Genomic DNA, 20,175 nt, shown 5'->3' on the forward strand with positions numbered 1-20,175 from the left:
TGAGGCAAGTCCCGGGAGGTCGAGGTGCACCGAAGCAGTGACGGCCCCCGCCATGTTCCGGTTCTCCTCCATCGCGCCGATGAAATCCTCGGTCCCGCACTGCATTCCGATGGCGCGGTCTACCTCGACTGCACGCTCGGGCTCGGCGGTCACGCCGAGCACTTCCTGCGCACCTATCCCAATATTCGCCTGGTCGGGCTGGACCGCGACACCAATGCGCTGAAACTGGCCGGTGAGCGACTAGCGCCGTACGAGGATCGAATCACCCTGGTGCACACCAGGTATGACGGTATCGCCGACGCGCTCGAGCAGGCCGGGTTGCCGCGGACGGGGTCGGTGCACGCGATCCTCATGGATCTCGGCGTGTCCTCCATGCAGTTGGACGAGGCCGATCGCGGGTTCGCGTACTCGGTGGACGCGCCGCTGGATATGCGGATGGACTCCAGCACCGGGCCGACCGCCGCCGACGTGCTCAACACCTACAGCCACGGCGATCTGGCCCGGGTGCTGAAAACCTATGGCGAGGAACGGTTCGCGGGCAAGATCGCCTCCGAGGTGCTCCGCCGCCGCGCGAAGACGCCGTTCACCACCAGCGCGCAGCTGGTGGAGCTGCTCTACGACACCATCCCCGCGGCTGCCCGGCGCACCGGCGGGCATCCGGCCAAGCGCACCTTCCAGGCCCTGCGGGTGGAGGTGAACCGGGAGCTGGAATCGCTCGAGGCGGCGGTGCCCGCGGCCCTGGACGCGCTCGCGGTGGGCGGCCGGATCGTGATCATGAGCTACCAGTCGCTCGAGGACAAGGTGGTGAAGGCGGAGCTCGCGCAGCGCTCGGCCTCCCGTACGCCGCTGGACCTGCCGGTCGAACTGCCCGGTATGGGACCGGAATTCAAGATTCTGACCCGGGGCGCGGAAAAGGCCACGGAGCAGGAGATCGAGGAGAACCCGCGGGCCGCCCCGGTGCGGATGCGGGCCGCGGAACGGATCGCAGGGGAGGTCTCACGATGAGCGGTCGATTCCGGAATCGGTATGCGGGGAGGCGCGAGCTCGGAGCCGCCCTATGACGATTCGCACGCCGGCGCGCACCGCGCAGCCGAAGCAGAATCGCGGGGGACGGCGCGTCGAAGCGGCCGAGAAGGTGAAATCGGGTGCGGCACAACGGGCTTACGCCCGCCGGCGCAGCCGCGAGTCGGGCAGGGTCGAGCTACCCCCGGTGCTGCGCCGCTCGGGCGAGCCGATGGCGCGCGGTCGCATGGGTTTCGTGGCGGGCATCATCGCGCTGCTGGGTTGCGGCCTGGCCCTGACCCTGCTGCTCACCACCCGCGCCACCGAGGACAGCTACCAGCTCGGCGCCGAACGCGCGGCCAACCAGAAGCTGATCGACGAGAAGGCCGCCCTGCAGCGTGAGGTGGAAGCCGCCGACTCGGCCCCCGAACTGGCCCAGCGCGCAGCCGAACTCGGCATGATCCCCGCCAAGGACCCGGCCCGCCTGGTCATCGGCCCCGACGGCTCGGTCACCGTGGTGGGCAACCCCCAACCGGCCCAGGGTTCCCCGGCCGCCCCCCTGAACACCACCCCGCCCGCCCCCTCGGCCGCGCCCCCACAGCTGGCGCAGGCCCAGGGCGAACGCGTCCTCCCCGCCAGCCCGCCCACCACCGCCCAGAACCCGAATCCGGCTCCGGGCCAGCAGAACCCGGCGGGCCAGAACAACCAGGCGGGCCAGAACAACCCGGCGGGGCAGAACCCGGCTACCCAGAACGGCGGCCAGCCGAATCCAGCCGCCCAGAACCCGGTCGCGCCGAACCCGGCCGGTGACAACCCGGCCCAGCCGAATCCCGCAGACCAGAACCCCGCGGTCCAGAACGCCGCCGGTGACAACCCGGCCCAGCCGAATCCGGCGGCACAGAACGCGAACGGCCAGAACCCCGCCCAGCCGAATCCGGCCGCGGCGAACCCCGCAGGCACCGACCCCGCGCAGCCGAATGCGGGCCAGCAGAACCCCGCAGGTCAGAACCCGGCCGCGCAGGACGGTGGCCGGTGAGCTCGGCACAGACCCTGATACGACAGAGCCGCACCGCACCCGTTCGGCCACTGCCGAGCCAGGCCGGCCGTGGCCTGTGGACATGCGCAGGGCGGAATCCGATTTCGAACTCGCTGTGGCATACCGGGCTTGGTTGTGAGCGGGCTCGACGCGGCTCGGTCGGGAAGCTTGGGTTGGGCGAGGTTCGGCGGTCTGCCATGGCTCGCGCGTGGCGGATCGATGGGTTCCTCGGCTGCGCGGCCCGCGCGGATGCGGTGGACGGTGCGGCGAATGGGTCGGCGCTATGAGTCCGTTCCGCTCGGCGCGTGGTGCTGATACCGGTCGCGGCCGGGGCGATTCGGGGCGCGGGCGGGGGAGTGCGGGGCGTGGGGGCTCCGGCGCCGGGCGGGGTGAGAGCGGGCGCGGGCGTATGGATTTCGCGCGGGAGCGGATGGCGGTAGGCCGGGGGCGGGCGGCGTCGAGTCGATCCGGGGCGGGGCGGCCGGGGCCGGTGCGGCGAGCCAGACCCAGGGCCGCGGGCATGAGTGGGGCCATGCGGTTCCGATTCGGGGTGGGGCGGCTGGTGATGCTGCTGGCGTTGTTGCTGGCGGCGGCACAGCTGTTGTGGATTCAGACGATCAACGCGCCGCGCCTGTCGGCGGATGCGGCCAAGCAGCGGACGCAGACGGAGGCGGATCCTGCTGTGCGGGGGCCGATTACCGATCGGTACGGGAAGCTGCTGGCGTTCACCATCGCGGCGAAGAAGCTGAATTTCCAGCCGGTGCAGGTGCGTAAGCAGTTGACCGAGGCGCGGGAGAAGAATCCGACGACCGCGCCGGAACCGGATGACCGGTTGAAGGCGATCGCGAAGTTCATTCACGAGAAGCTGGGTGATTCCGCGCCGGAGAAGGATCTGCTGGCCGAACTGCGCAGTGAGAAGCCGTTCGTGTATCTGGCCTACAACGTGGATCCGCGGGTAGCCACCGAGATCCGGAAGAAGTTTCCGGAGGTCGGGGCGGAGCGGCAGGATCTGCGGGAGTATCCGGGCGGATCGCTGGCGGCCAATGTGATCGGCGCGACCGGATGGGATGGGCACGGCGCGGTCGGTCTCGAATCGGCGCTCGATTCCATCGTCGCCGGTACCGACGGGTCCTACACCTACGACCGCGGTTCGGACGGCGCGGTGATTCCGGGCAGTGAGCGGGATCGGCAGACCGCCGTGAACGGCAACGCCGTGGAGCTGACCCTCGATTCGGATCTGCAGTACTACGTGCAGCAGCAGGTGCAGCAGGCCAAGGAGCTGTCGGGGGCGCGCAGCGCGTCGGCGGTGGTGCTGGACGCCAAGACCGGTCAGGTGCTGGCGATGGCGAACGACAATACGTTCAATCCCAAACTGGGCCCGGAGCATTGGAGTCAGGCGAATCTCGGCAACCCGTCGGTGAGCGAGGTGTACGAGCCGGGCTCGGTGAACAAGATCGTCACCGCGGCCGCGGCCATCGAGTACGGCCTCACCACTCCCGATGAGGTGCTGCAGGTGCCCGGCAATACGTTCATGGGCGGTGTGACGGTCAACGACGCCTGGCAGCACGGCACGCTGCCGTACACCACCACCGGCATCTTCGGTAAGTCCTCGAATGTGGGCACGCTGATGCTGGCCCAGCGCATCGGCGAGGACCGCTACTTCGACATGCTGAAGAAGTTCGGTCTGGGTCAGCGCACGGGTGTGGGCCTGCCGGGCGAGAGCGCGGGCGTGGTGCCGGCCCGGGATCAGTGGTCGGGTTCCACCTTCGCGAACCTGCCCATCGGCCAGGGCCTTTCGATGACCACCCTGCAGATGACCGCCATGTATCAGGCCATCGCCAATGACGGGGTGCGGATTCCGCCGCGCATCGTGAAGGCGGAGGTCGGTGCGGACGGTTCGCGCAAGGAGCAGGAGCAGCCCGAGGGCGTGCGCGTGGTGAGCGCGCAGACCGCCCAGACGTTGCGGCAGATGTTCCAGGCCGTGGTGCAGAAGGATCCGGAAGGCGGGCAGCAGTTCGGCACCGGCCCGCAGGCGGCGGTGTCGGGCTATCAGGTGGCGGGTAAGACCGGCACCGCGCAGCAGATCGATCCGAGTTGCCGCTGCTATTCGACGGATCGGTTCTGGATCACGTTCGCGGGTATCGCGCCCGCCGACAACCCCCGATACGTGATCGGCATGATGCTGGACGCCCCGGTGCGCAGCTCCGACGGCAGTGGCGGCGGTTCGGCCGCGCCGCTGTTCCACAGCATCGCGTCGTGGGCGCTGCAGCGGGATCGGGTGCCGCCGTCGCCGCCCGCCAAACCTCTGGTTCTGCAGGCGAGTTAGAGCAGGGATCGAATGAACGTGATGTGCACCGCGGTCGGCGCGCGGACCGGCGGGTGACGGAACTGCGCCGTGCCGATCGCACGGCGATGGAACACAGGTAACCTCATTCGTCGATCCGGATGCAGTGCCGGATTCTCATAGCTGACCACCGTCTCGGAGAGGAGCTTCGTGCCCGCGCAACCGCCGCCCCGCGGAAGTTCAGCAGAACCGCAGGTGCTTCGGCCCGCCGCCGCGCAGGCGACCGCCCTGCGCACGGTGGCACAGTTGGCGGGTGCGAGCCCGGCGGCCGCGTCCGCGGATCCCGCGATCCTGGACGATGTGCAGGTCACCGGTATCGAGCAGCGTTCGAACGCGGTGCGGCCCGGTGATCTGTTCGCCGGTCTCGCGGGTGCGCACGCGCACGGCGCGCGGTTCGCCCGTGATGCGGTGGCGCGTGGCGCGGTCGCGGTGTTCACCGATCCGGCGGGCGCCGAGCTGATCGGCGCGATCGGTGTTCCGGTGCTGGTGCACGACGCCCCGCGCGCGGTGCTCGGCGAGTTGTCGTCGGCCCTTTACGGTGATCCCTCTCGCAAACTGCGCATCATCGGCATCACCGGCACTTCGGGCAAAACCACCACCTCCTATCTGGTGGAGGCGGGCCTGGCGGCGAACGGCCTGCGCACCGCGCTCATCGGCACCATCGAAACCCGCATCGGCGGCGTGCGCGTGCCCTCGGCGCTCACCACGCCCGAGGCCCCGCAGCTGCACGCCATGTTCGCGCTGATGGTCGAGCAGGGGGTGGACGCCGTGGTGATGGAGGTCTCCAGCCACGCCCTCGCCCTGGGCCGGGTCGACGGCGTCCACTTCGCGGTGGGCGCGTTCACCAACCTCTCGCAGGACCACCTGGACTTCCACGCCGACTTCGAGGACTATTTCGCCGCCAAGCGCCGGCTGTTCATTCCGGACGGCCCGGACACCGCCGCCTCGCCGCGCCCGTCGGTGGCCGCGCACACCGCCGTCATCTGCACCGACGACGAGTGGGGCGAGCGCCTGTACACCGACGTCGCAGCGCTTTTCGTGCAGCAGCGGGCAGCGGCTGCGCAGGCGGGCGAGCGCCGTGATCGGTTGCAGAGCGTGAGCGCGCGCCCCGGCTCGCAGGCCGACTGGGTGGCGGGTCCGGCGACGGCGCTGCCGAGCGGTGTGCAAGAGTTCACCGTCGGGGAGTTCACTCCGTCCGGCTCGGTCGCGAATATCGATGTGCGGCTGCGGCTTCCGGGCAACTACAACATCGCCAACGCGACACTGGCGGTGGCCGTGTGCCGGGCCGCCGGCGCCGACGCGGCGGTGGCCGCCGCGGCCCTGGCCGAGGTGGATGTGCCCGGACGCATGCAGCGGGTGGATCGGGGACAGGATTTTCTGGCGGTGGTGGACTACGCGCACAAGCCCGCCGCGATCGAATCGGTCGTGGCGACCTTGCGCACGTGGCTCGCCGACAAGGGGGAGGGGCGTCTGGCCGTGGTGGTCGGCGCGGGCGGTGATCGCGATGCCGGGAAGCGCCCGCTGATGGGCGCGGCCGGGGCACGCGGCGCGGACCTGCTGATCATCACCGACGACAATCCGCGCAGCGAGGACCCGGCGGCCATCCGCGCCGCGGTCCACGCGGGAGCCGACCAGGTTCCGGACGCGGAACGCGGTGAGGTCCGGGAGGTTGGGGACCGGGCAGCCGCGATCGAGACCGCCGTCGACTGGGCCCGGCCCGGCGACGCGGTGCTGATCGCGGGCAAGGGACATGAGACAGGGCAGGAGATTTCGGGAGTGAAGCATCCGTTCGACGACCGCGAGGTGCTCGCGGCGGCTCTGTCGCGGAGTGTGCGCGGGGGCGCCGCGGGCGCCCCGCCGCGCGACGCGGTGGGTATCGCGCAGGGCGCCGGAGGCGGCACCACCGGGCAGACGAGGGACCTGACGAACTCATGATCCAGATGACACTGCGGGAGATCGCGGAGGTCGTGGGCGGCACGCTGCACGACGTCCCGGACCCCGAGGCGACGGTGACCGGGACGGTCGAATTCGATTCGCGCCGTATCGGTTCCGGCGGACTGTTCCTGGCGCTGCCGGGTGCGCGGGTGGACGGCCACGAGTTCGCGGCCACCGCGATCGACCAGGGTGCGGTCGCGGTGCTGGCCGCACGGCCGGTGGGCGTGCCCGCCATCGTGGTACCCCCGCGCCCGCACGCCAGCCGCGCCATCGCGCTGGCCGCCGACACCGACGGTTCCGGTGCGGCGGTGCTCGACGCCCTCGCGAAACTCGCTCGCGTGAGCGTGGATCGGCTCACCGCCGCGGGCACCCTCACCGTGGTCGGGGTGACCGGCTCCTCCGGCAAGACCTCCACCAAGGATCTGCTCGCCGCCGTGCTCGCCCCGCTGGGCGAGGTGGTGGCCCCGCCGGGCTCGTTCAACAACGAACTCGGCCACCCGTGGACGGCCCTGCGCGCCGACGCCGATACCCGCTTCCTCGTGCTCGAGCTGTCGGCGCGCGGCCCGGGACATATCAAGGCGCTCACCGAGATCGCGCCGCCCAGCGTGGGCGTCGTGCTGAATGTCGGCACCGCGCATCTCGGCGAGTTCGGCAGCCAGGAGGTGATCGCGCAGACCAAAGGTGAACTGGTGGAGGCGCTTCCGCCGACCGGCCTGGCCGTGCTCAACCTCGACGATCATCTGGTCGCGAAGATGGCCGAGCGCACCCGGGCCCGCGTGGTGACCGTCGGCCTGAACTCGAATGCCGATGTGCGCGCGACGGATGTGCGCCTGGACGAGCAGGCGCGGGCGCGATTCACGTTGCACCACAACGGTGACAGCGTCGCCGTCCAGCTGGCCGTGCACGGCGAGCATCAGGTCGGCAACGCGCTCTCGGCCGCCGCGGTGGCACTGCACCAGGGCGCGGATCTGGCGACCGTCGCGCGGGCGCTGTCCGGTGCGACCGCCGCCTCGGCGCGCCGCATGGATGTGCGCACCCGCGCGGACGGCGTCACCGTCGTCAACGACTCCTACAACGCCAACCCGGATTCCGTGCGCGCCGCGCTCAAGGCGCTGGTCACCATGTCGCGCGCCGGAAGCGCCGACGGGCAGGGCCCGGGTTCCGGTCATCGCCGCAGCTGGGCGATTCTCGGCGAAATGGGCGAGCTGGGTGAGGAATCCGTGCTCGAGCACGATCGCATCGGCCGCCTGGTGGTGCGCCTGGACGTGGATCAGCTGGTCGTGGTCGGCGCGGGCCGTCCCGTGCGCGCCATGTTCCAGGGCGCGGTGCAGGAGGGTTCCTGGGGTGAGGAGGCCATCCATGTTCCGGATATCTCCTCCGCCATCGCCCTGCTGGATCAGGAGCTCGCCCCCGGCGATGTCGTCCTGGTGAAAGCGTCCAAGTCCGTGGGGCTCTGGGCCGTTGCCGAACACCTGACCGGTGCCGGCGAGAATCAGCCGGAGGCCGCCCGATGACCCAGATCCTGCTGTCGGCCGCGATCGCGCTGGCCGTCTCGATTCTGCTCACCCCCGTGGTGATCTCGTACTTCGCCAAACAGGGCTTCGGCCAGGAGATCCGGACCGAGGGTCCGGAGAGTCACCGTTCCAAGCGCGGCACCCCGACCATGGGCGGCGTGGCCATCCTGGTCGGCATGTGGGCGGGCTACCTGGGCTCGCACCTGATCTCGATGACCTACGGCGAGCCGGGTCCGTCGGCGTCGGGTCTGCTGGTGATGGGCCTGGCCACCGCGCTGGGCTTCGTCGGCTTCCTGGACGACATGATCAAACTGCGCAAGCAGCGCAATCTCGGTCTGACGGCGGCGGGCAAGTACATCGGCCAGCTGTCCTCGGCGGTCGTGTTCGCGGTGCTGGCCCTGCAGTTCCGTTCCAAGGACGGCCTGACTCCGGCCAGCCGCAGCCTGTCCTACACCCGCGACATCTCCACCATCTCCATGGGCGTGATCATCTTCATCGCGTTCGTGTGCGTGGTGGTGGTGGCGTGGTCGAACGCGGTGAACCTCACCGACGGCCTGGACGGGCTGGCGGCCGGTTCCATGAGCCTGGTGCTGGGCGCGTACATGATCATCACCTTCTGGCAGTGGCGCAATGCCTGTGCCACGCATCCCGAGGCGGGCTGCTACAACGTCCGCGATCCGCTGGACCTGGCGCTCGTGTGCGCGGCCGGTGGCGCGGCGTGTATCGGCTTCCTGTGGTGGAATGCCGCGCCCGCCAAGATCTTCATGGGCGATACCGGATCACTGGCGCTGGGCGGTCTGCTCGCGGGCCTGTCCATCACCACGCACACCGAGCTGCTGATGATCGTGATCGGCGCGCTGTTCGTGGCCGAGGCCGCGTCGGTGGTGCTGCAGGTGGCGGTGTTCCGCACCACGCGCAATCGATTGTTCAAGATGGCGCCGTTCCACCATCACTTCGAATTGAGTGGCTGGGCCGAAACAACGGTGATCATACGGTTCTGGTTGCTGGCCGGCATGGCGTCGGCGATCGGACTGGGCCTGTTCTACAGCGAATACCTTTCTGCGGTCGGGTGATAGGGCGATGGTCGAGCATTCTCCGAGGGTTCTGCGTTCGCCGGGACCGATGCTGGAATTTCTGCGTGGACGTGACGTCCTGGTCGCCGGATGGGGGGTGTCCGGGCGCTCGCTGATCGAGCCGCTCACCGACATCGGCGCCCGTCCCGTGGTGACCGACGCCGGTCAGAAGGCGATGGCCGAGGCCGCCGAACTAGGGTTGGCCACCGCCACCTCCGCCGATCTGCTGGAACCCGCTGCGCTGCAACGGTTCGCGCTGGTCATCACCAGCCCGGGCTGGCGGCCGGACTCCCCGGTGCTGGCTTCGGCTGTCACCGAGGGCATTCCGGTGTGGGGTGACGTCGAGTTCGCGTGGTGGGTGGATCAGGCGCGCATCTACGGCCCGGTCCGCAAGTGGCTGGTGATCACCGGCACCAACGGCAAGACCACCACCACGAATATGACGCACTCGATCCTGCGTGCGGCCGGAATCCCTTCCGTGGCTTGCGGAAACATCGGGCTGCCGATCCTGGACGCGCTGCGGCGCAATCCGGGACCGCAGATCCTGGCGGTGGAACTCTCGTCGTTCCAACTGCATTGGGCTCCGTCGGTGCGACCCGAGGCCGGTGTGGTGCTGAATGTCGCCGAGGATCACCTGGATTGGCACGGCGGGCTCGACGCCTACGCCGCCGCCAAGGCGCGCGCCCTCACCGGCCGCGTCGGCGTGGTCGGGCTCGACGACGCCGTGGCCGCCGCGCTGGCGCGAAAGTCCAAGGCGCGCCGCACCGTCGGCTTCCGCATCGGCGTCCCCGCCGACGGCGAGCTGGGTGTGGTGGACGGCAAACTGCTGGACCGCGCCTTCACCAAGGCCGCCATTCTGGCCGAGGTCGGCGATATCAGCCCGCAGGGTCCGGCCGGTGTGGCCGACGCCCTGGCCGCGGCCGCGCTGACCCGATCCATCGATGTGGCCCCGCAATTCGTGAAGGAGGGCCTGCAGGAGCACAAGGTCGGCCCGCACCGGGCCGCGCATGTGCGCGAACTGCTGGGCGTCGAATTCGTCGACGACTCCAAGGCCACCAACCCGCACGCGGCGCGTTCGTCGATCCTGGCCCACCCCAATGTGATCTGGGTGGCGGGCGGTCAGCTCAAGGGCGCGAGCGTCGAGGATCTCGTGGAGGAGGTGCGCGAACACCTCGTCGCCGCCGTGCTCTTCGGCGTCGACGCGCCGGTGATCGCCGCCGCACTGGCGCGACACGCGCCGGATGTCCCGGTCGTGGAGCTGTCTTCGGGGGACGATCAAGGAATGGGTGACCCCTTCACCTCCGAAATCGAGCCCGACGCGGTGATGGCACGGGCGGTCCGCGTGGCCGCCGGATTCGCGCACCGCGGCGACACCGTGCTGCTGGCCCCGGCCGCCGCCTCGCTCGATATGTTCGCGGACTACACCCACCGGGGTCGTAGTTTCGCGGCGGCGGTGCAGGCCCTGGACGAAAAGGACATCGGGAGAACGGAATGACGGCGCCCCGGCCGGCCGGGAATTCCGCACCACGCCGCGCCGGCGCGGAGAATCAACGCCTCAGCACGGCGTGGTTCGCGGCGTGGCTGGCCCGGCCGCTGGCGTCGTTCCACCTGGTGGTCACCATCGCGGTGCTGCTCACCGTGCTCGGCCTGGTCATGGTGCTCTCGGCCTCCAGCGTGGAGGCGTATGCCGTTGGCAAATCGGCGTATTCGCTGTTCATCACGCAGGCGGTGTTCGCGGTGTTCGGCGCGGTGCTGTTCTACATCGCGCTGCGCATTCCGCTGCGGGTGATGCGGCGGCTGTCGTTCCCGGTGTTCGTGCTGTCGGTGATCGCGCTGGTGCTGGTGCTCATTCCGGGTATCGGCACCGAGGTGCAGGGTTCGCGGCGCTGGTTCGACTTCGGCCTGGTCTCGGTGCAGCCGTCGGAGATCGTGAAGGTGACCCTGGTGGTGTGGGGCGCGCATCTGCTGGCCTCGCGACAGGCGGAGAAGGCGAGCTACCGCGACATTCTCATGCCGCTGGTGCCGGCCGGTCTGATCGTCTGCTTCCTGGTGGTGCTCGAGCCCAACCTGTCCACCACCATCGCACTGGGTATCGTGCTGGCCTCGCTGCTGTGGTTCGGCGGGCTGCCGCTGCGCATGTTCGTCACCATCGCGGTGTCGGGTGCGGTGGCGGCGGGCATTCTGGCGCTGTCGGCCGGGTATCGCTCGGATCGCATGCGCGCCTTCTTCAATCCCGGCGAGGATCCGCAGGGCATCGGCTATCAGTCGCGGCAGGCGCTGTATTCGCTTGCGGACGGCGGGATCTGGGGCCGCGGGCTGGGGCAGAGCCGCGCCAAGTGGAGCTATCTGCCCAATGCCCACAACGATTTCATCTTCGCCATCATCGGCGAGGAGCTCGGTTTTCTCGGATGTGCGCTGGTGCTCGGGCTTTTCGCGCTGTTCGTGTACACCGGCCTGCGGATCGCGACGCGGTCGGTGGATCCGTTCCTGCGGCTGCTGACCGCCTCGGCCACCACCTGGATCACCGGGCAGGCGCTGATCAATGTCGGCTATGTGGTGGGTCTGCTGCCGGTGACCGGTCTGCAGCTGCCGCTGGTGTCGGCGGGTGGTTCGTCGCTGGCGATCACGCTGCTCATGTTCGGCATCATCGCCAATGCGGCCCGGCACGAGCCGGAGGCGGTGGCCGCGCTGCACGCGGGCCGGGACGGCCGGGTGAGCCGGATGTTGCGGCTGCCCACGCCGGAGATGTACTCACCCGCGCGGGCGCAGGCGGCGCGGGCGCGCGCCGCGGCCAAAGCCAAAGCGCCCAAATCTAATAAATCTGGCAAAGCGACCAAGTCCGGCCAGCAGCGTCGTGCACTACCCTCGGGCGGCAGGGGTGGCACCGGTGCACCGGCCCGCCGATCGATAGATTCGGATTCGGCCAGGCGCACCAGCCGCTCCACCGAGTCCTGGCGCAGCACACGCGCCTGGGAACCCAGCTATCCGATGAAGCATGCGAGAGAACGGGGCGATTCGAGGTGACACTGGAGCAGCCGGCCGTCGGGTCCGGGCAGGAGACCGACCTGCCGGAGGAACTGCGGCGGGTGCACATGATCGGCATCGGCGGTGCGGGAATGTCCGGCATCGCGCGAATTCTGCTGTCCCGGGGCGGCATGGTCTCCGGCTCCGACGCCAAGGAGAGCCGCGGTGTGCTGGCTCTGCGGGCGCGCGGCGCGCAGGTGCGCATCGGCCACGACGCCGGCGCCCTGGACCTGCTACCGGGCGGGCCGACCGCCGTGGTCACCACCTACGCCGCCATCCCCAAGACCAATCCCGAACTGGTCGCCGCACACGAGCGCGGCGTGCCGGTACTGCTGCGCCCGACCGTGCTGGCCGCGCTCATGCAGGGGCACAAGACCCTGCTGGTCTCGGGCACCCACGGCAAGACCTCCACCACCTCCATGCTCGTGGTCGCCCTGCAGCACTGCGGCTTCGATCCGTCCTTCGCGGTCGGCGGTGAGCTCAACGAGGCCGGCACCAATGCCCATCACGGCACCGGCGGCATCTTCGTGGCCGAGGCCGACGAGAGCGACGGCTCGCTGCTGCAGTACGCGCCGGATGTCGCGGTGGTCACCAATATCGAATCCGACCATCTCGACTACTTCGGTTCCGACGAAGCCTACGTGCAGGTCTTCGACGACTTCGTGGACCGGCTGCAGCCCGGCGGCAAGCTCGTGGTGTGCGTGGACGATCCGGGCTCGCTCGGACTGGCCCGGCGCACGGTGGCCCGGCTCGCGGACGATCCGCGCGGTATCGAGGTGATCGGTTACGGCTGTGCCGATTTCACGAACGCCGATTTCACGAGCGGTGATCCCGACAGCGCGGACGCGCTCGGCGGTCTCCCCGCGGCAGATACCGGCACAGCTGTGCCGGTGGGCGCGCGGCTGCTCTCCTTCGAACCGCGCGATGTGGGCGGTGTCGCGGTCTTCCAGCTCTCCGATGAGCCCGCCCCGCGCACCGTGCGACTGTCGGTGCCGGGCAAGCATATGGCCCTCAACGCGCTCGGCGCACTGCTGGCCGCCCGCGCCGCCGGGGCCGATCTGGCCGAAATCATCCAGGGCCTGGAGGGTTTCGGCGGGGTGCACCGCCGCTTCCAGCTCACCGGCCGGGAGAACGGCGTGCGCGTCTTCGACGACTACGCCCACCATCCGACCGAGGTGCGCGCGGTGCTCTCGGCCGCCGCGGAACTGGTGGCGCAGGAGGCCCGCGACGGGGCGCGCTCGCGCCCGGGTCGCGTGATCGTGGTGTTCCAGCCGCATTTGTACAGTCGCACCGCCACTTTCGCGGCGGAGTTCGGCGACGCGCTGTCGCTGGCCGACGAGGTGGTGGTGCTCGACGTGTACGGTGCGCGCGAGGAGCCGCTGCCGGGGGTGAACGGCGCGCTGGTGGCGAACTCGGTCACCAAACCCGTGCACTATCAACCGGATATGTCCCGTGTCGGTAAACAGGTGGGTTCGCTGGCCCGGCCGGGTGATGTCGTGATCACCATGGGCGCGGGCGATGTGACCATGCTGGGCGGGCAGATCCTCGACGGGCTGCGCGCGCGGCCGTCCCACGGGCGGTGAGCCGACGTGAGCTCGGGTGGGGGAGCCGGCGGCACGACGAAGGACATGTCCGAGGACGACTGGGACGACACCGGGGCCGATGATCCGGCCGCGGCGTCGGCGGCTCGGCGGGCGCGCCTGCGCCGTGGGCGGGCTCCGCGAGAATCGGGGCTGAGCAACATCTTTCGGTCGGTCCGGGAATTTCGGCCGGGCGGTGGTTTCCGGCGGGGCGGTGATTCCGGCGGTCCCCGCGCGGGCGGTGTGTTCGGATCCGGCCGGGTCCGCCTCGGTATGGCGGTCGGTCTGGTCGTGCTCGTCGCGCTGGGACTGGTCGGCTGGTTCTCGCCGCTGCTGTCGGTGCGCACCGTGCGGGTCGACGGCCTGACGGCGGTTCCGGAGGCTCAGGTGCTCGACGCGCTGCAGGTACCGGACGGCCTGTCCATGCTGCGCATCGACACCACGGCCATGGCGCAGCGGGTTTCGGAGCTACCCAAGGTCCGCTCGGTCCGGGTGCAGCGGGTGTTCCCCTCCAGCGTCCGCGTGACGGTCGAGGAGCGGGTTCCCGTGCTCTACTTCGACAGTCCGCAGGGACCGCATCTGCTCGATTGCGACAGCGTGGAATTCGCGATCGAACCGGCTCCGCCGGGCGTGCCCGTGCTGCTGACGGCGAATCCGAGCGGCGCCGATCCGGTGACCAAGGCCGCCATCGCCGTCATCACCGCGGTTCCGCCGGGGCTGCGGCTACAGGTGGGACAGGTTGCGGCCCGTTCGGTTTCGGATATTGCCCTCGAGTTGCGCGACGGCCGCACCGTGCTGTGGGGCGGGGTCGGGGATTCGGTGCGCAAGGCGGCGGTGGTCGAACCCCTGCTGACCCAAGACGGCAAGGTGTTCGACGTTTCGAGTCCTAATCTGGTGACGGTAAAGTGAGCGACAACCATTGAGCCATCGGAAAATTCGATGGCTTGCTGGAGCGTTCCGGTTCCATCACGGCACCGGAGGGCAACCGATCACGATACGATGCCAGGTGGTTCGTACGAGGTGAATCACACAAGATTCTGATACTCGTTTCGGCGCGCCTGCGCGTGTAACGCGGTGGCTGCGAATAGCGTTCCGCAACAGTCGGATACTTGACATAACGCTAAACCTATGGTTGAGGGTTTATAAGACCGAGACCGAGGCACACGTTCACTGCCGAGTTTCCGAAGACGACAAGCTTTTTGGATCGAAGGAAGGCGAGCGACCATGACGCCCCCGCACAACTACCTTGCTGTGATCAAGGTCGTCGGTATCGGCGGCGGCGGCGTCAACGCCGTCAACCGAATGATCGAACAGGGACTCAAGGGAGTCGAGTTCATCGCGGTCAACACCGACGCGCAGGCGCTGCTCATGTCGGACGCCGATGTGAAACTCGACGTGGGCCGCGAACTCACCCGCGGCCTCGGCGCCGGCGCCGACCCGGAGGTCGGCCGCAAAGCCGCCGAAGACCACAAGGACGAGATCGAAGAGGTCCTCAAGGGCGCGGACATGGTGTTCGTGACCGCCGGCGAGGGCGGCGGCACCGGCACCGGCGGCGCGCCCGTGGTGGCCCAGATCGCGCGCAAACTCGGCGCGCTCACCATCGGCGTTGTGACGCGGCCGTTCTCGTTCGAGGGCAAGCGCCGCAGCAATCAGGCCGAGGCCGGCATCCAGGCGCTGCGCGAATCCTGCGACACCCTCATCGTCATCCCGAACGACCGGCTGCTGCAGCTGGGCGACGCGGCGGTCTCGCTCATGGACGCCTTCCGCTCGGCCGATGAGGTGCTGCTCAACGGTGTTCAGGGCATAACAGATCTGATCACCACCCCGGGTCTGATCAACGTCGACTTCGCGGACGTCAAGTCCGTCATGTCCGGCGCGGGTTCGGCGCTCATGGGCATCGGCTCGGCGCGCGGCGAGGGGCGCTCGGTGAAAGCCGCGGAGGCGGCGATCAATTCGCCGCTGCTCGAGGCGTCCATGGACGGCGCGCACGGCGTGCTGCTCTCGATCGCCGGTGGTTCCGATCTCGGCCTCTTCGAAATCAACGAGGCCGCCTCGCTGGTGCAGGAGGCCGCGCACATCGAGGCCAACATCATCTTCGGAACGGTCATCGACGATTCGCTCGGCGACGAGGTCCGGGTCACGGTGATCGCGGCGGGCTTCGACGGCAGCGGCCCGTCCCGGCGGATCGAGCCCACGGTCGGACGATTCACCAGCACCACCACGAGCACTGCCCGCGCCACCGCCGGCGAGGTGAGCCGCACCAGCACCTACGCCTCGTCCGCGAGCACCCCCGAGCCCGCTCCGGCACGCGCGGCCGAGCCCACCCCGCCGCCGACCCAGCAGCCGTCGCGGATCCCGGCTCCGTCCTACGATCGCCCGCCGCTGGAGCCCACGGTCGCCAACAACAACCGCACCCACATCGAGCCGCCGGACGACGACGATGTCGACGTCCCGTCGTTCATGCGGCGCTGACGACACGCCACAACCGAATCCAGTGCGCCCGTTCCGTTTCCGGAGCGGGCGCATTTTTGTTGTGCCGCCGCGCTGCGATGTGGTGTCGCCGCGCTGCGATGTCGCTGCGCCGCGCTGCGGTGTGGTGTCGCCGCGCTGCGGTGTGGTGTCGCTGCGCTGCTATGTCGTGCCGCCGCGCTGCTATGTCGTGCCGCCGCGATTTGATGCTGTGCCGCCGTGGCGCGCGGCGGTGTCGCGAGCGTTGCGCGCCCCGGGCGCGGCGTGTGGCGTGGGCCATACCCGCACGGGTGCTACCGTGGCCGGTCATTGAGATAGCCAGCGGGTAACCAACTGCGCGCTGTGGCTCTGACCAGGAGGAATCATGACCCGTCCGTTCCGACGGACCACCCATGGCGTACTCGCACTGGCGGCGGCCGGCTGCCTGACGGCGACCGGAATCGCGCACGCCGCGCCGGGCCTGCAACTCGCGGCCTCGCAGAACCTGGTCAGCAACCCGGCCTTCGGCGGCGGCACCGACGGCTGGACCGCGCACCTCTACAACGCCGACGTCAACGGCGGCGTGGCCACCGTGCACGACAGCGGCTATGTCGGACAGGACGTTCCGGTCACCAAGGGTGCGCAGTACACCTTCTCGGTCCGCGCGGCCGCCGCCGACCAGGGCGGAATCCTCGCCCTGGCCCTGGATTCGGCCACCACCACGGCGTATGTCAGCCAGTCGGTCACCGCCACCGCGCCGACCACCATCTCGCAGAGTTTCACCGCCGTCGGCAACACCGTCTACGTCGCCTGCCAGGCCACCTCGGTCCCCGGCGGCTGGTGCGGCGATTTCTCCCTGGTCCAGACCGCGGCCGCGGGCGGCTCCGGCTCGGCGGGCAGCTCGAGCGGCTCCTCCGGCTCCGCGGGCACGGGTTCCGCCGGTTCCAGCTAGCGCGGTCCCGTCGCCGGACTGCTCGTCTAGTCCGTCGGCTCCGGCCTGCTCGCGGCGAGCAGTCACCGGCCCGCGCGCGGAGAGCTTCTGTCGGTCCCCATGCCTATGCTCGACGGGTATGGGGAGTGATCAATTCGAATTCGACGGTCGCGGAATCGCTTTCGAGCGGGGGGAAGAGCGCGGGGTCTTCCGGATCCTGGTCGACGGCGCGCCGATCGCCATGACTTTCGCCGAGGTGGAGACCACCGACACCAACAGCGGGGAGTACCGGAAGCTGTTGTTGGAGGAGGCTCCGGCGAAGTGGATCCGGCTGGGCCGGGCGCTTCCCGAACAGCTCGACTTCGCGCCCACCGACGGTCAGGCCGGCGGCTGCCTGCTCCACGTCCATCTATCCCTGGTCTCCGGGGCGGTCTACAACACCGTCGTCTACGACTCGAAGTATCTGTCGGCGGTCTTCGCCCCCGACTACTCGGCCGTCGCGGTGACGATGGTTCACCACACGGATACGACCACCTGAGCCGTTGGTCACCTCCCGCGCCGTCACGTGATTGTGAGGTGAGGTTGCCGGGCGTTGGCTATTACGCTCGGAGGCATGACTTCTGCGGCACCGGTTTTTCGGACCAGGCGGGTTGTGACCACCCGGGCGGGCGGCTTCTCCACCGCCCCGTACGACTCCTTCAATCTCGGCGATCATGTCGGGGACGATCCGGAGGCGGTGCGGCGCAATCGAGTTCGGCTGGCCGACAGCATCGGCCTGCCGCCGCGGCAGTTGATCTGGATGGAACAGATCCACGGACGTAACGTCGAGATCGTGGATGGACCGCGTGACGAGCCGGTGCCCGCGACGGATGCGCTGGTTACCACCCAGAAGGATCTGGCCCTGGTGGTGCTGACCGCCGACTGCGTGCCCATCCTGCTGTCCGACGACGAGGCCGGTGTCATCGCCGCGGTGCACGCCGGGCGGATCGGCGCGCGGATCGGCATCGTCCCGCACGTGCTGGAGGCCATGGTCTCCGTGGGCGCGAAGCCCGAGCGCATCGGCGCGTTCCTCGGCCCGGCCGCGAGTGGCAGGCAGTATGAAGTGCCCGCCGCCATGCGCGCCGACGTCGACGCCCATCTGCCGGGCAGTGCGACCACCACCGCCAAGGGCACGCCGGGCCTGGATCTGCGCGCGGGCATCCGCCGCCAGCTGGAGGCGGCCGGTGTCGGCGCGGTGGCCGTGGATCCGCGGTGCACCATCGAGGACAAGACCCTGTTCAGCCACCGGCGCGGCGCGCCGACGGGACGACTCGCCGGTGTGATTTGGATGTCATCCGAAGGAATCGCAGAATGACCGAGACCCCCATCGCCGCAACAGCTTCCGCCGGAGCCGAGGTGGCGCGTGTCACCGGGGACGAGGATCGGGTCGCGGAGCTGTCGGCTTCGCTGGCCGCGCTCGGCGACCGCATCCACGCAGCGTGCCGGGCCGCCGACCGTGATCCGCGCACCGTCCGCCTGCTGCCGGTGACCAAGTTCTTCCCCGCCTCGGATATCGAGATCCTCTATGGCCTGGGCCGCCGCGAGTTCGGCGAATCCCGCGAGCAGGAGGCCGCCGCCAAGGTGGCACAGCTGGGCCAGCTGTCCCAAATACGCTGGGAATTCATCGGCCGCCTGCAGCGCAATAAGGCGAAATCCGTTGCACGCTGGGCCGATACCGTCTACTCCGTCGACAGTGACCGCTTGGCAACCACCCTGGACGCCGGGGCGGAGGCGGCGCTGGAGGCGGGGGAGCGCTACACCCCCTTGCGCGTACTGCTGCAGGTGAGTCTCGACGGCGACACCGCGCGCGGCGGCGTCACCGAGGCCGACCTCCCTGCCCTCGCCGATCGGGTCGCGTCGCTGCCATCGCTGCAGCTCGGGGGCCTGATGGCGATTCCGCCGCTGGAGTCCGATCCCGAGGCCGCGTTCGCGCAATTGCAGTCGGTCCACTCCTATCTCTTGGCCTCACATCCCGAGGCCAGGGAGCTGTCGGCGGGTATGTCGGGGGATCTGGAGGCCGCGATCCGCCACGGATCCACATGCGTGCGTGTCGGTACGGCGTTGATGGGCGCGCGACCGATAACCTCGGCGTAGCAAACAAACCTCATCAGTCACATTTGAAACATATGCTTGGTGACAGAAGAGGGCTGAGCAGGACAACACCCCAGGCCAACCGGGGCCGAAGGAAGGTCGACCAGATGAGCACGCTGCATAAGTTCAAGGCGTACTTCGGGATGGTTCCGCTCGAGGATTACGAAGACGATTACGTCGACGATCGCGGACCCGCGCCCCGGAGCGCCGATGAACGCGGTCAGCGCCGCCCTCGGCCTTATGCCGATCGGGATTACGACCGGTACGAGCACGAGCGCGACCGGTACGAGGACGAGCCCGCGTACGAGCCGTCGTACAAGGCCCCCTACAAGCCGGGCTACAGCGTGTCGCGTCGTGACGACTATGCCGAGGACCGTTACGAAGACGAGCGTGACCGCTACGACGCCCCGCGTCGTCCCACCCGCATCGACACCGCGCCGTCCAGCCGCACCCGCGGTATGGGTGGTCCTGGTGGCGCGTCCATGGTGCGCGGCACCACGCGCGGTGCGCTCGCGGTGGACCCGGAGGCCGAGCGGCGCATGGAAGAACTGCGGATGGAGGAGCGCCGGATCGACACCGCGCCTCGCCGTTCTCAGATCTTCGAGGACGGAGGCCCCTTGTCCAAGATCACGACGCTGCGTCCGCGGACGTACGCGGAGGCCGCCATCATCGGCGAGCGTTTCCGCGACGGCACCCCGGTGATCATGGATCTGGTGGAGATGAGCAACGCGGACGCCCGCCGGCTGGTGGACTTCGCCGCGGGACTCGCCTTCGCCCTGCGTGGTTCGTTCGACAAGGTCGCCACCAAGGTGTTCCTGCTGTCGCCGGCCGATGTGGACGTCTCCGCCGAGGAGCGCCGCCGGATCGCCGAAACCGGCTTCTACAACCAGAAGTAAGCCGCTGTCGCAATCGAGTAATCGATGCGACAGCCGGATTCGGCGCAAACGGGCCGAAAACCAACGCGCTCACCGTAATGCGCGTGCGTCAACGGGGGTTGCGACAGGTTCGCTGTCGCATGCAGGGGGACTCATGAGCCTGGTGTCCAGGCCGCTGGGCAACATTGTGGCGGCCCGCACCGGTACCCACACTCAGAGCCATCGAAACCGGTTTGTGAGCGGCGCGATCCCGCGTCTTATTTTGCAAGGCACCGTTTCTGAG

The 20,175-nt window shown here is 69.4% G+C and carries 16 protein-coding genes; all 16 read left to right on the forward strand.

The features are described from left to right. The first annotated feature begins 24 nt into the window (after positions 1-24). The 16 genes from rsmH (at position 25) to JK358_RS25725 (ending at position 19,913) form a co-directional block, all read left to right on the forward strand. Positions 25-1,005: a 16S rRNA (cytosine(1402)-N(4))-methyltransferase RsmH gene (gene rsmH, locus JK358_RS25650; protein WP_201951773.1), complete on the forward strand. Its 981-nt coding sequence runs from the start codon at positions 25-27 to the stop codon at positions 1,003-1,005. Positions 1,006-1,057: 52 nt separating this feature from the next. Then, positions 1,058-2,038, forward strand: coding sequence for a cell division protein FtsL (gene ftsL / locus JK358_RS25655; protein ID WP_201951775.1), 981 nt, complete (start codon positions 1,058-1,060; stop codon positions 2,036-2,038). Positions 2,039-2,570: 532 nt separating this feature from the next. Next, the gene (locus tag JK358_RS25660; protein ID WP_232851902.1) at positions 2,571-4,364 is read left to right on the forward strand and encodes a peptidoglycan D,D-transpeptidase FtsI family protein; all 1,794 of its coding nucleotides are present in this window, start codon (positions 2,571-2,573) and stop codon (positions 4,362-4,364) included. A 168-nt stretch (positions 4,365-4,532) separates the two neighbouring features. Further along, positions 4,533-6,317 carry a UDP-N-acetylmuramoyl-L-alanyl-D-glutamate--2,6-diaminopimelate ligase gene (locus JK358_RS25665; protein WP_201951779.1) on the forward strand — a complete coding sequence of 595 codons (1,785 nt, stop codon included), beginning with the start codon at positions 4,533-4,535 and terminating at the stop codon, positions 6,315-6,317. Next, the gene (locus tag JK358_RS25670; RefSeq protein WP_201951782.1) at positions 6,314-7,831 is read left to right on the forward strand and encodes a UDP-N-acetylmuramoyl-tripeptide--D-alanyl-D-alanine ligase; all 1,518 of its coding nucleotides are present in this window, start codon (positions 6,314-6,316) and stop codon (positions 7,829-7,831) included. The genes JK358_RS25665 and JK358_RS25670 overlap by 4 nt, the downstream gene beginning before the upstream one ends. Continuing rightward, entirely contained in the window at positions 7,828-8,904 is a 1,077-nt protein-coding gene (gene mraY, locus JK358_RS25675) for a phospho-N-acetylmuramoyl-pentapeptide-transferase (RefSeq protein WP_201951785.1), read from the forward strand. The genes JK358_RS25670 and mraY overlap by 4 nt, the downstream gene beginning before the upstream one ends. Positions 8,905-8,953: 49 nt before the next feature. Beyond that, complete coding sequence (murD, locus tag JK358_RS25680) at positions 8,954-10,399, forward strand: UDP-N-acetylmuramoyl-L-alanine--D-glutamate ligase (RefSeq protein ID WP_201951788.1); 1,446 nt, start codon at positions 8,954-8,956, stop codon at positions 10,397-10,399. After that, complete coding sequence (ftsW, locus tag JK358_RS25685) at positions 10,396-11,928, forward strand: putative lipid II flippase FtsW (protein WP_201951790.1); 1,533 nt, start codon at positions 10,396-10,398, stop codon at positions 11,926-11,928. The genes murD and ftsW overlap by 4 nt, the downstream gene beginning before the upstream one ends. A gap of 68 nt (positions 11,929-11,996) precedes the next feature. Then, positions 11,997-13,511: a UDP-N-acetylmuramate--L-alanine ligase gene (locus tag JK358_RS25690; protein WP_201952586.1), complete on the forward strand. Its 1,515-nt coding sequence runs from the start codon at positions 11,997-11,999 to the stop codon at positions 13,509-13,511. 6 nt (positions 13,512-13,517) lie between these two features. Then, positions 13,518-14,417, forward strand: a complete 900-nt coding sequence (locus tag JK358_RS25695) for a cell division protein FtsQ/DivIB (RefSeq protein WP_307817739.1) — start codon at positions 13,518-13,520, stop codon at positions 14,415-14,417. A gap of 315 nt (positions 14,418-14,732) precedes the next feature. Continuing rightward, the gene (ftsZ, locus tag JK358_RS25700) at positions 14,733-15,980 is read left to right on the forward strand and encodes a cell division protein FtsZ (RefSeq protein ID WP_201951793.1); all 1,248 of its coding nucleotides are present in this window, start codon (positions 14,733-14,735) and stop codon (positions 15,978-15,980) included. 361 nt (positions 15,981-16,341) lie between these two features. Next, a complete protein-coding gene (locus JK358_RS25705; protein WP_201951796.1) occupies positions 16,342-16,908 on the forward strand; it encodes a hypothetical protein in 567 nt (188 codons plus the stop codon). A 118-nt stretch (positions 16,909-17,026) separates the two neighbouring features. Continuing rightward, positions 17,027-17,425: a hypothetical protein gene (locus JK358_RS25710; RefSeq protein ID WP_201951799.1), complete on the forward strand. Its 399-nt coding sequence runs from the start codon at positions 17,027-17,029 to the stop codon at positions 17,423-17,425. Between the two features lie 75 nt (positions 17,426-17,500). Further along, positions 17,501-18,241, forward strand: a complete 741-nt coding sequence (gene pgeF / locus JK358_RS25715) for a peptidoglycan editing factor PgeF (protein WP_201951810.1) — start codon at positions 17,501-17,503, stop codon at positions 18,239-18,241. Next, positions 18,238-19,020, forward strand: coding sequence for a YggS family pyridoxal phosphate-dependent enzyme (locus tag JK358_RS25720; protein WP_201951812.1), 783 nt, complete (start codon positions 18,238-18,240; stop codon positions 19,018-19,020). Before pgeF ends, JK358_RS25720 begins: the two co-directional genes overlap by 4 nt. 104 nt (positions 19,021-19,124) lie before the next feature. After that, a complete protein-coding gene (locus JK358_RS25725; protein ID WP_201951814.1) occupies positions 19,125-19,913 on the forward strand; it encodes a cell division protein SepF in 789 nt (262 codons plus the stop codon). The last annotated feature ends 262 nt before the right edge of the window (positions 19,914-20,175 follow it).

Source organism: Nocardia acididurans (genome assembly GCF_016741815.1).
Taxonomy (GTDB): Bacteria; Actinomycetota; Actinomycetes; order Mycobacteriales; family Mycobacteriaceae; genus Nocardia; species Nocardia acididurans.

Excerpts from the sequence above, each read along its gene's own strand:
- JK358_RS25690 (WP_201952586.1), top strand. The coding sequence starts at position 11,997 with ATGATCGGCATCGGCGGTGCGGGAATGTCCGGCATCGCGCGAATTCTG.
- ftsL (WP_201951775.1), top strand. The coding sequence starts at position 1,058 with ATGACGATTCGCACGCCGGCGCGCACCGCGCAGCCGAAGCAGAATCGC.
- pgeF (WP_201951810.1), top strand. The coding sequence starts at position 17,501 with ATGACTTCTGCGGCACCGGTTTTTCGGACCAGGCGGGTTGTGACCACC.
- ftsW (WP_201951790.1), top strand. The coding sequence starts at position 10,396 with ATGACGGCGCCCCGGCCGGCCGGGAATTCCGCACCACGCCGCGCCGGC.
- JK358_RS25705 (WP_201951796.1), top strand. The coding sequence starts at position 16,342 with ATGACCCGTCCGTTCCGACGGACCACCCATGGCGTACTCGCACTGGCG.
- ftsZ (WP_201951793.1), top strand. The coding sequence starts at position 14,733 with ATGACGCCCCCGCACAACTACCTTGCTGTGATCAAGGTCGTCGGTATC.
- murD (WP_201951788.1), top strand. The coding sequence starts at position 8,954 with ATGCTGGAATTTCTGCGTGGACGTGACGTCCTGGTCGCCGGATGGGGG.
- JK358_RS25725 (WP_201951814.1), top strand. The coding sequence starts at position 19,125 with ATGAGCACGCTGCATAAGTTCAAGGCGTACTTCGGGATGGTTCCGCTC.
- mraY (WP_201951785.1), top strand. The coding sequence starts at position 7,828 with ATGACCCAGATCCTGCTGTCGGCCGCGATCGCGCTGGCCGTCTCGATT.
- JK358_RS25720 (WP_201951812.1), top strand. The coding sequence starts at position 18,238 with ATGACCGAGACCCCCATCGCCGCAACAGCTTCCGCCGGAGCCGAGGTG.
- JK358_RS25670 (WP_201951782.1), top strand. The coding sequence starts at position 6,314 with ATGATCCAGATGACACTGCGGGAGATCGCGGAGGTCGTGGGCGGCACG.
- JK358_RS25660 (WP_232851902.1), top strand. The coding sequence starts at position 2,571 with ATGCGGTTCCGATTCGGGGTGGGGCGGCTGGTGATGCTGCTGGCGTTG.
- JK358_RS25710 (WP_201951799.1), top strand. The coding sequence starts at position 17,027 with ATGGGGAGTGATCAATTCGAATTCGACGGTCGCGGAATCGCTTTCGAG.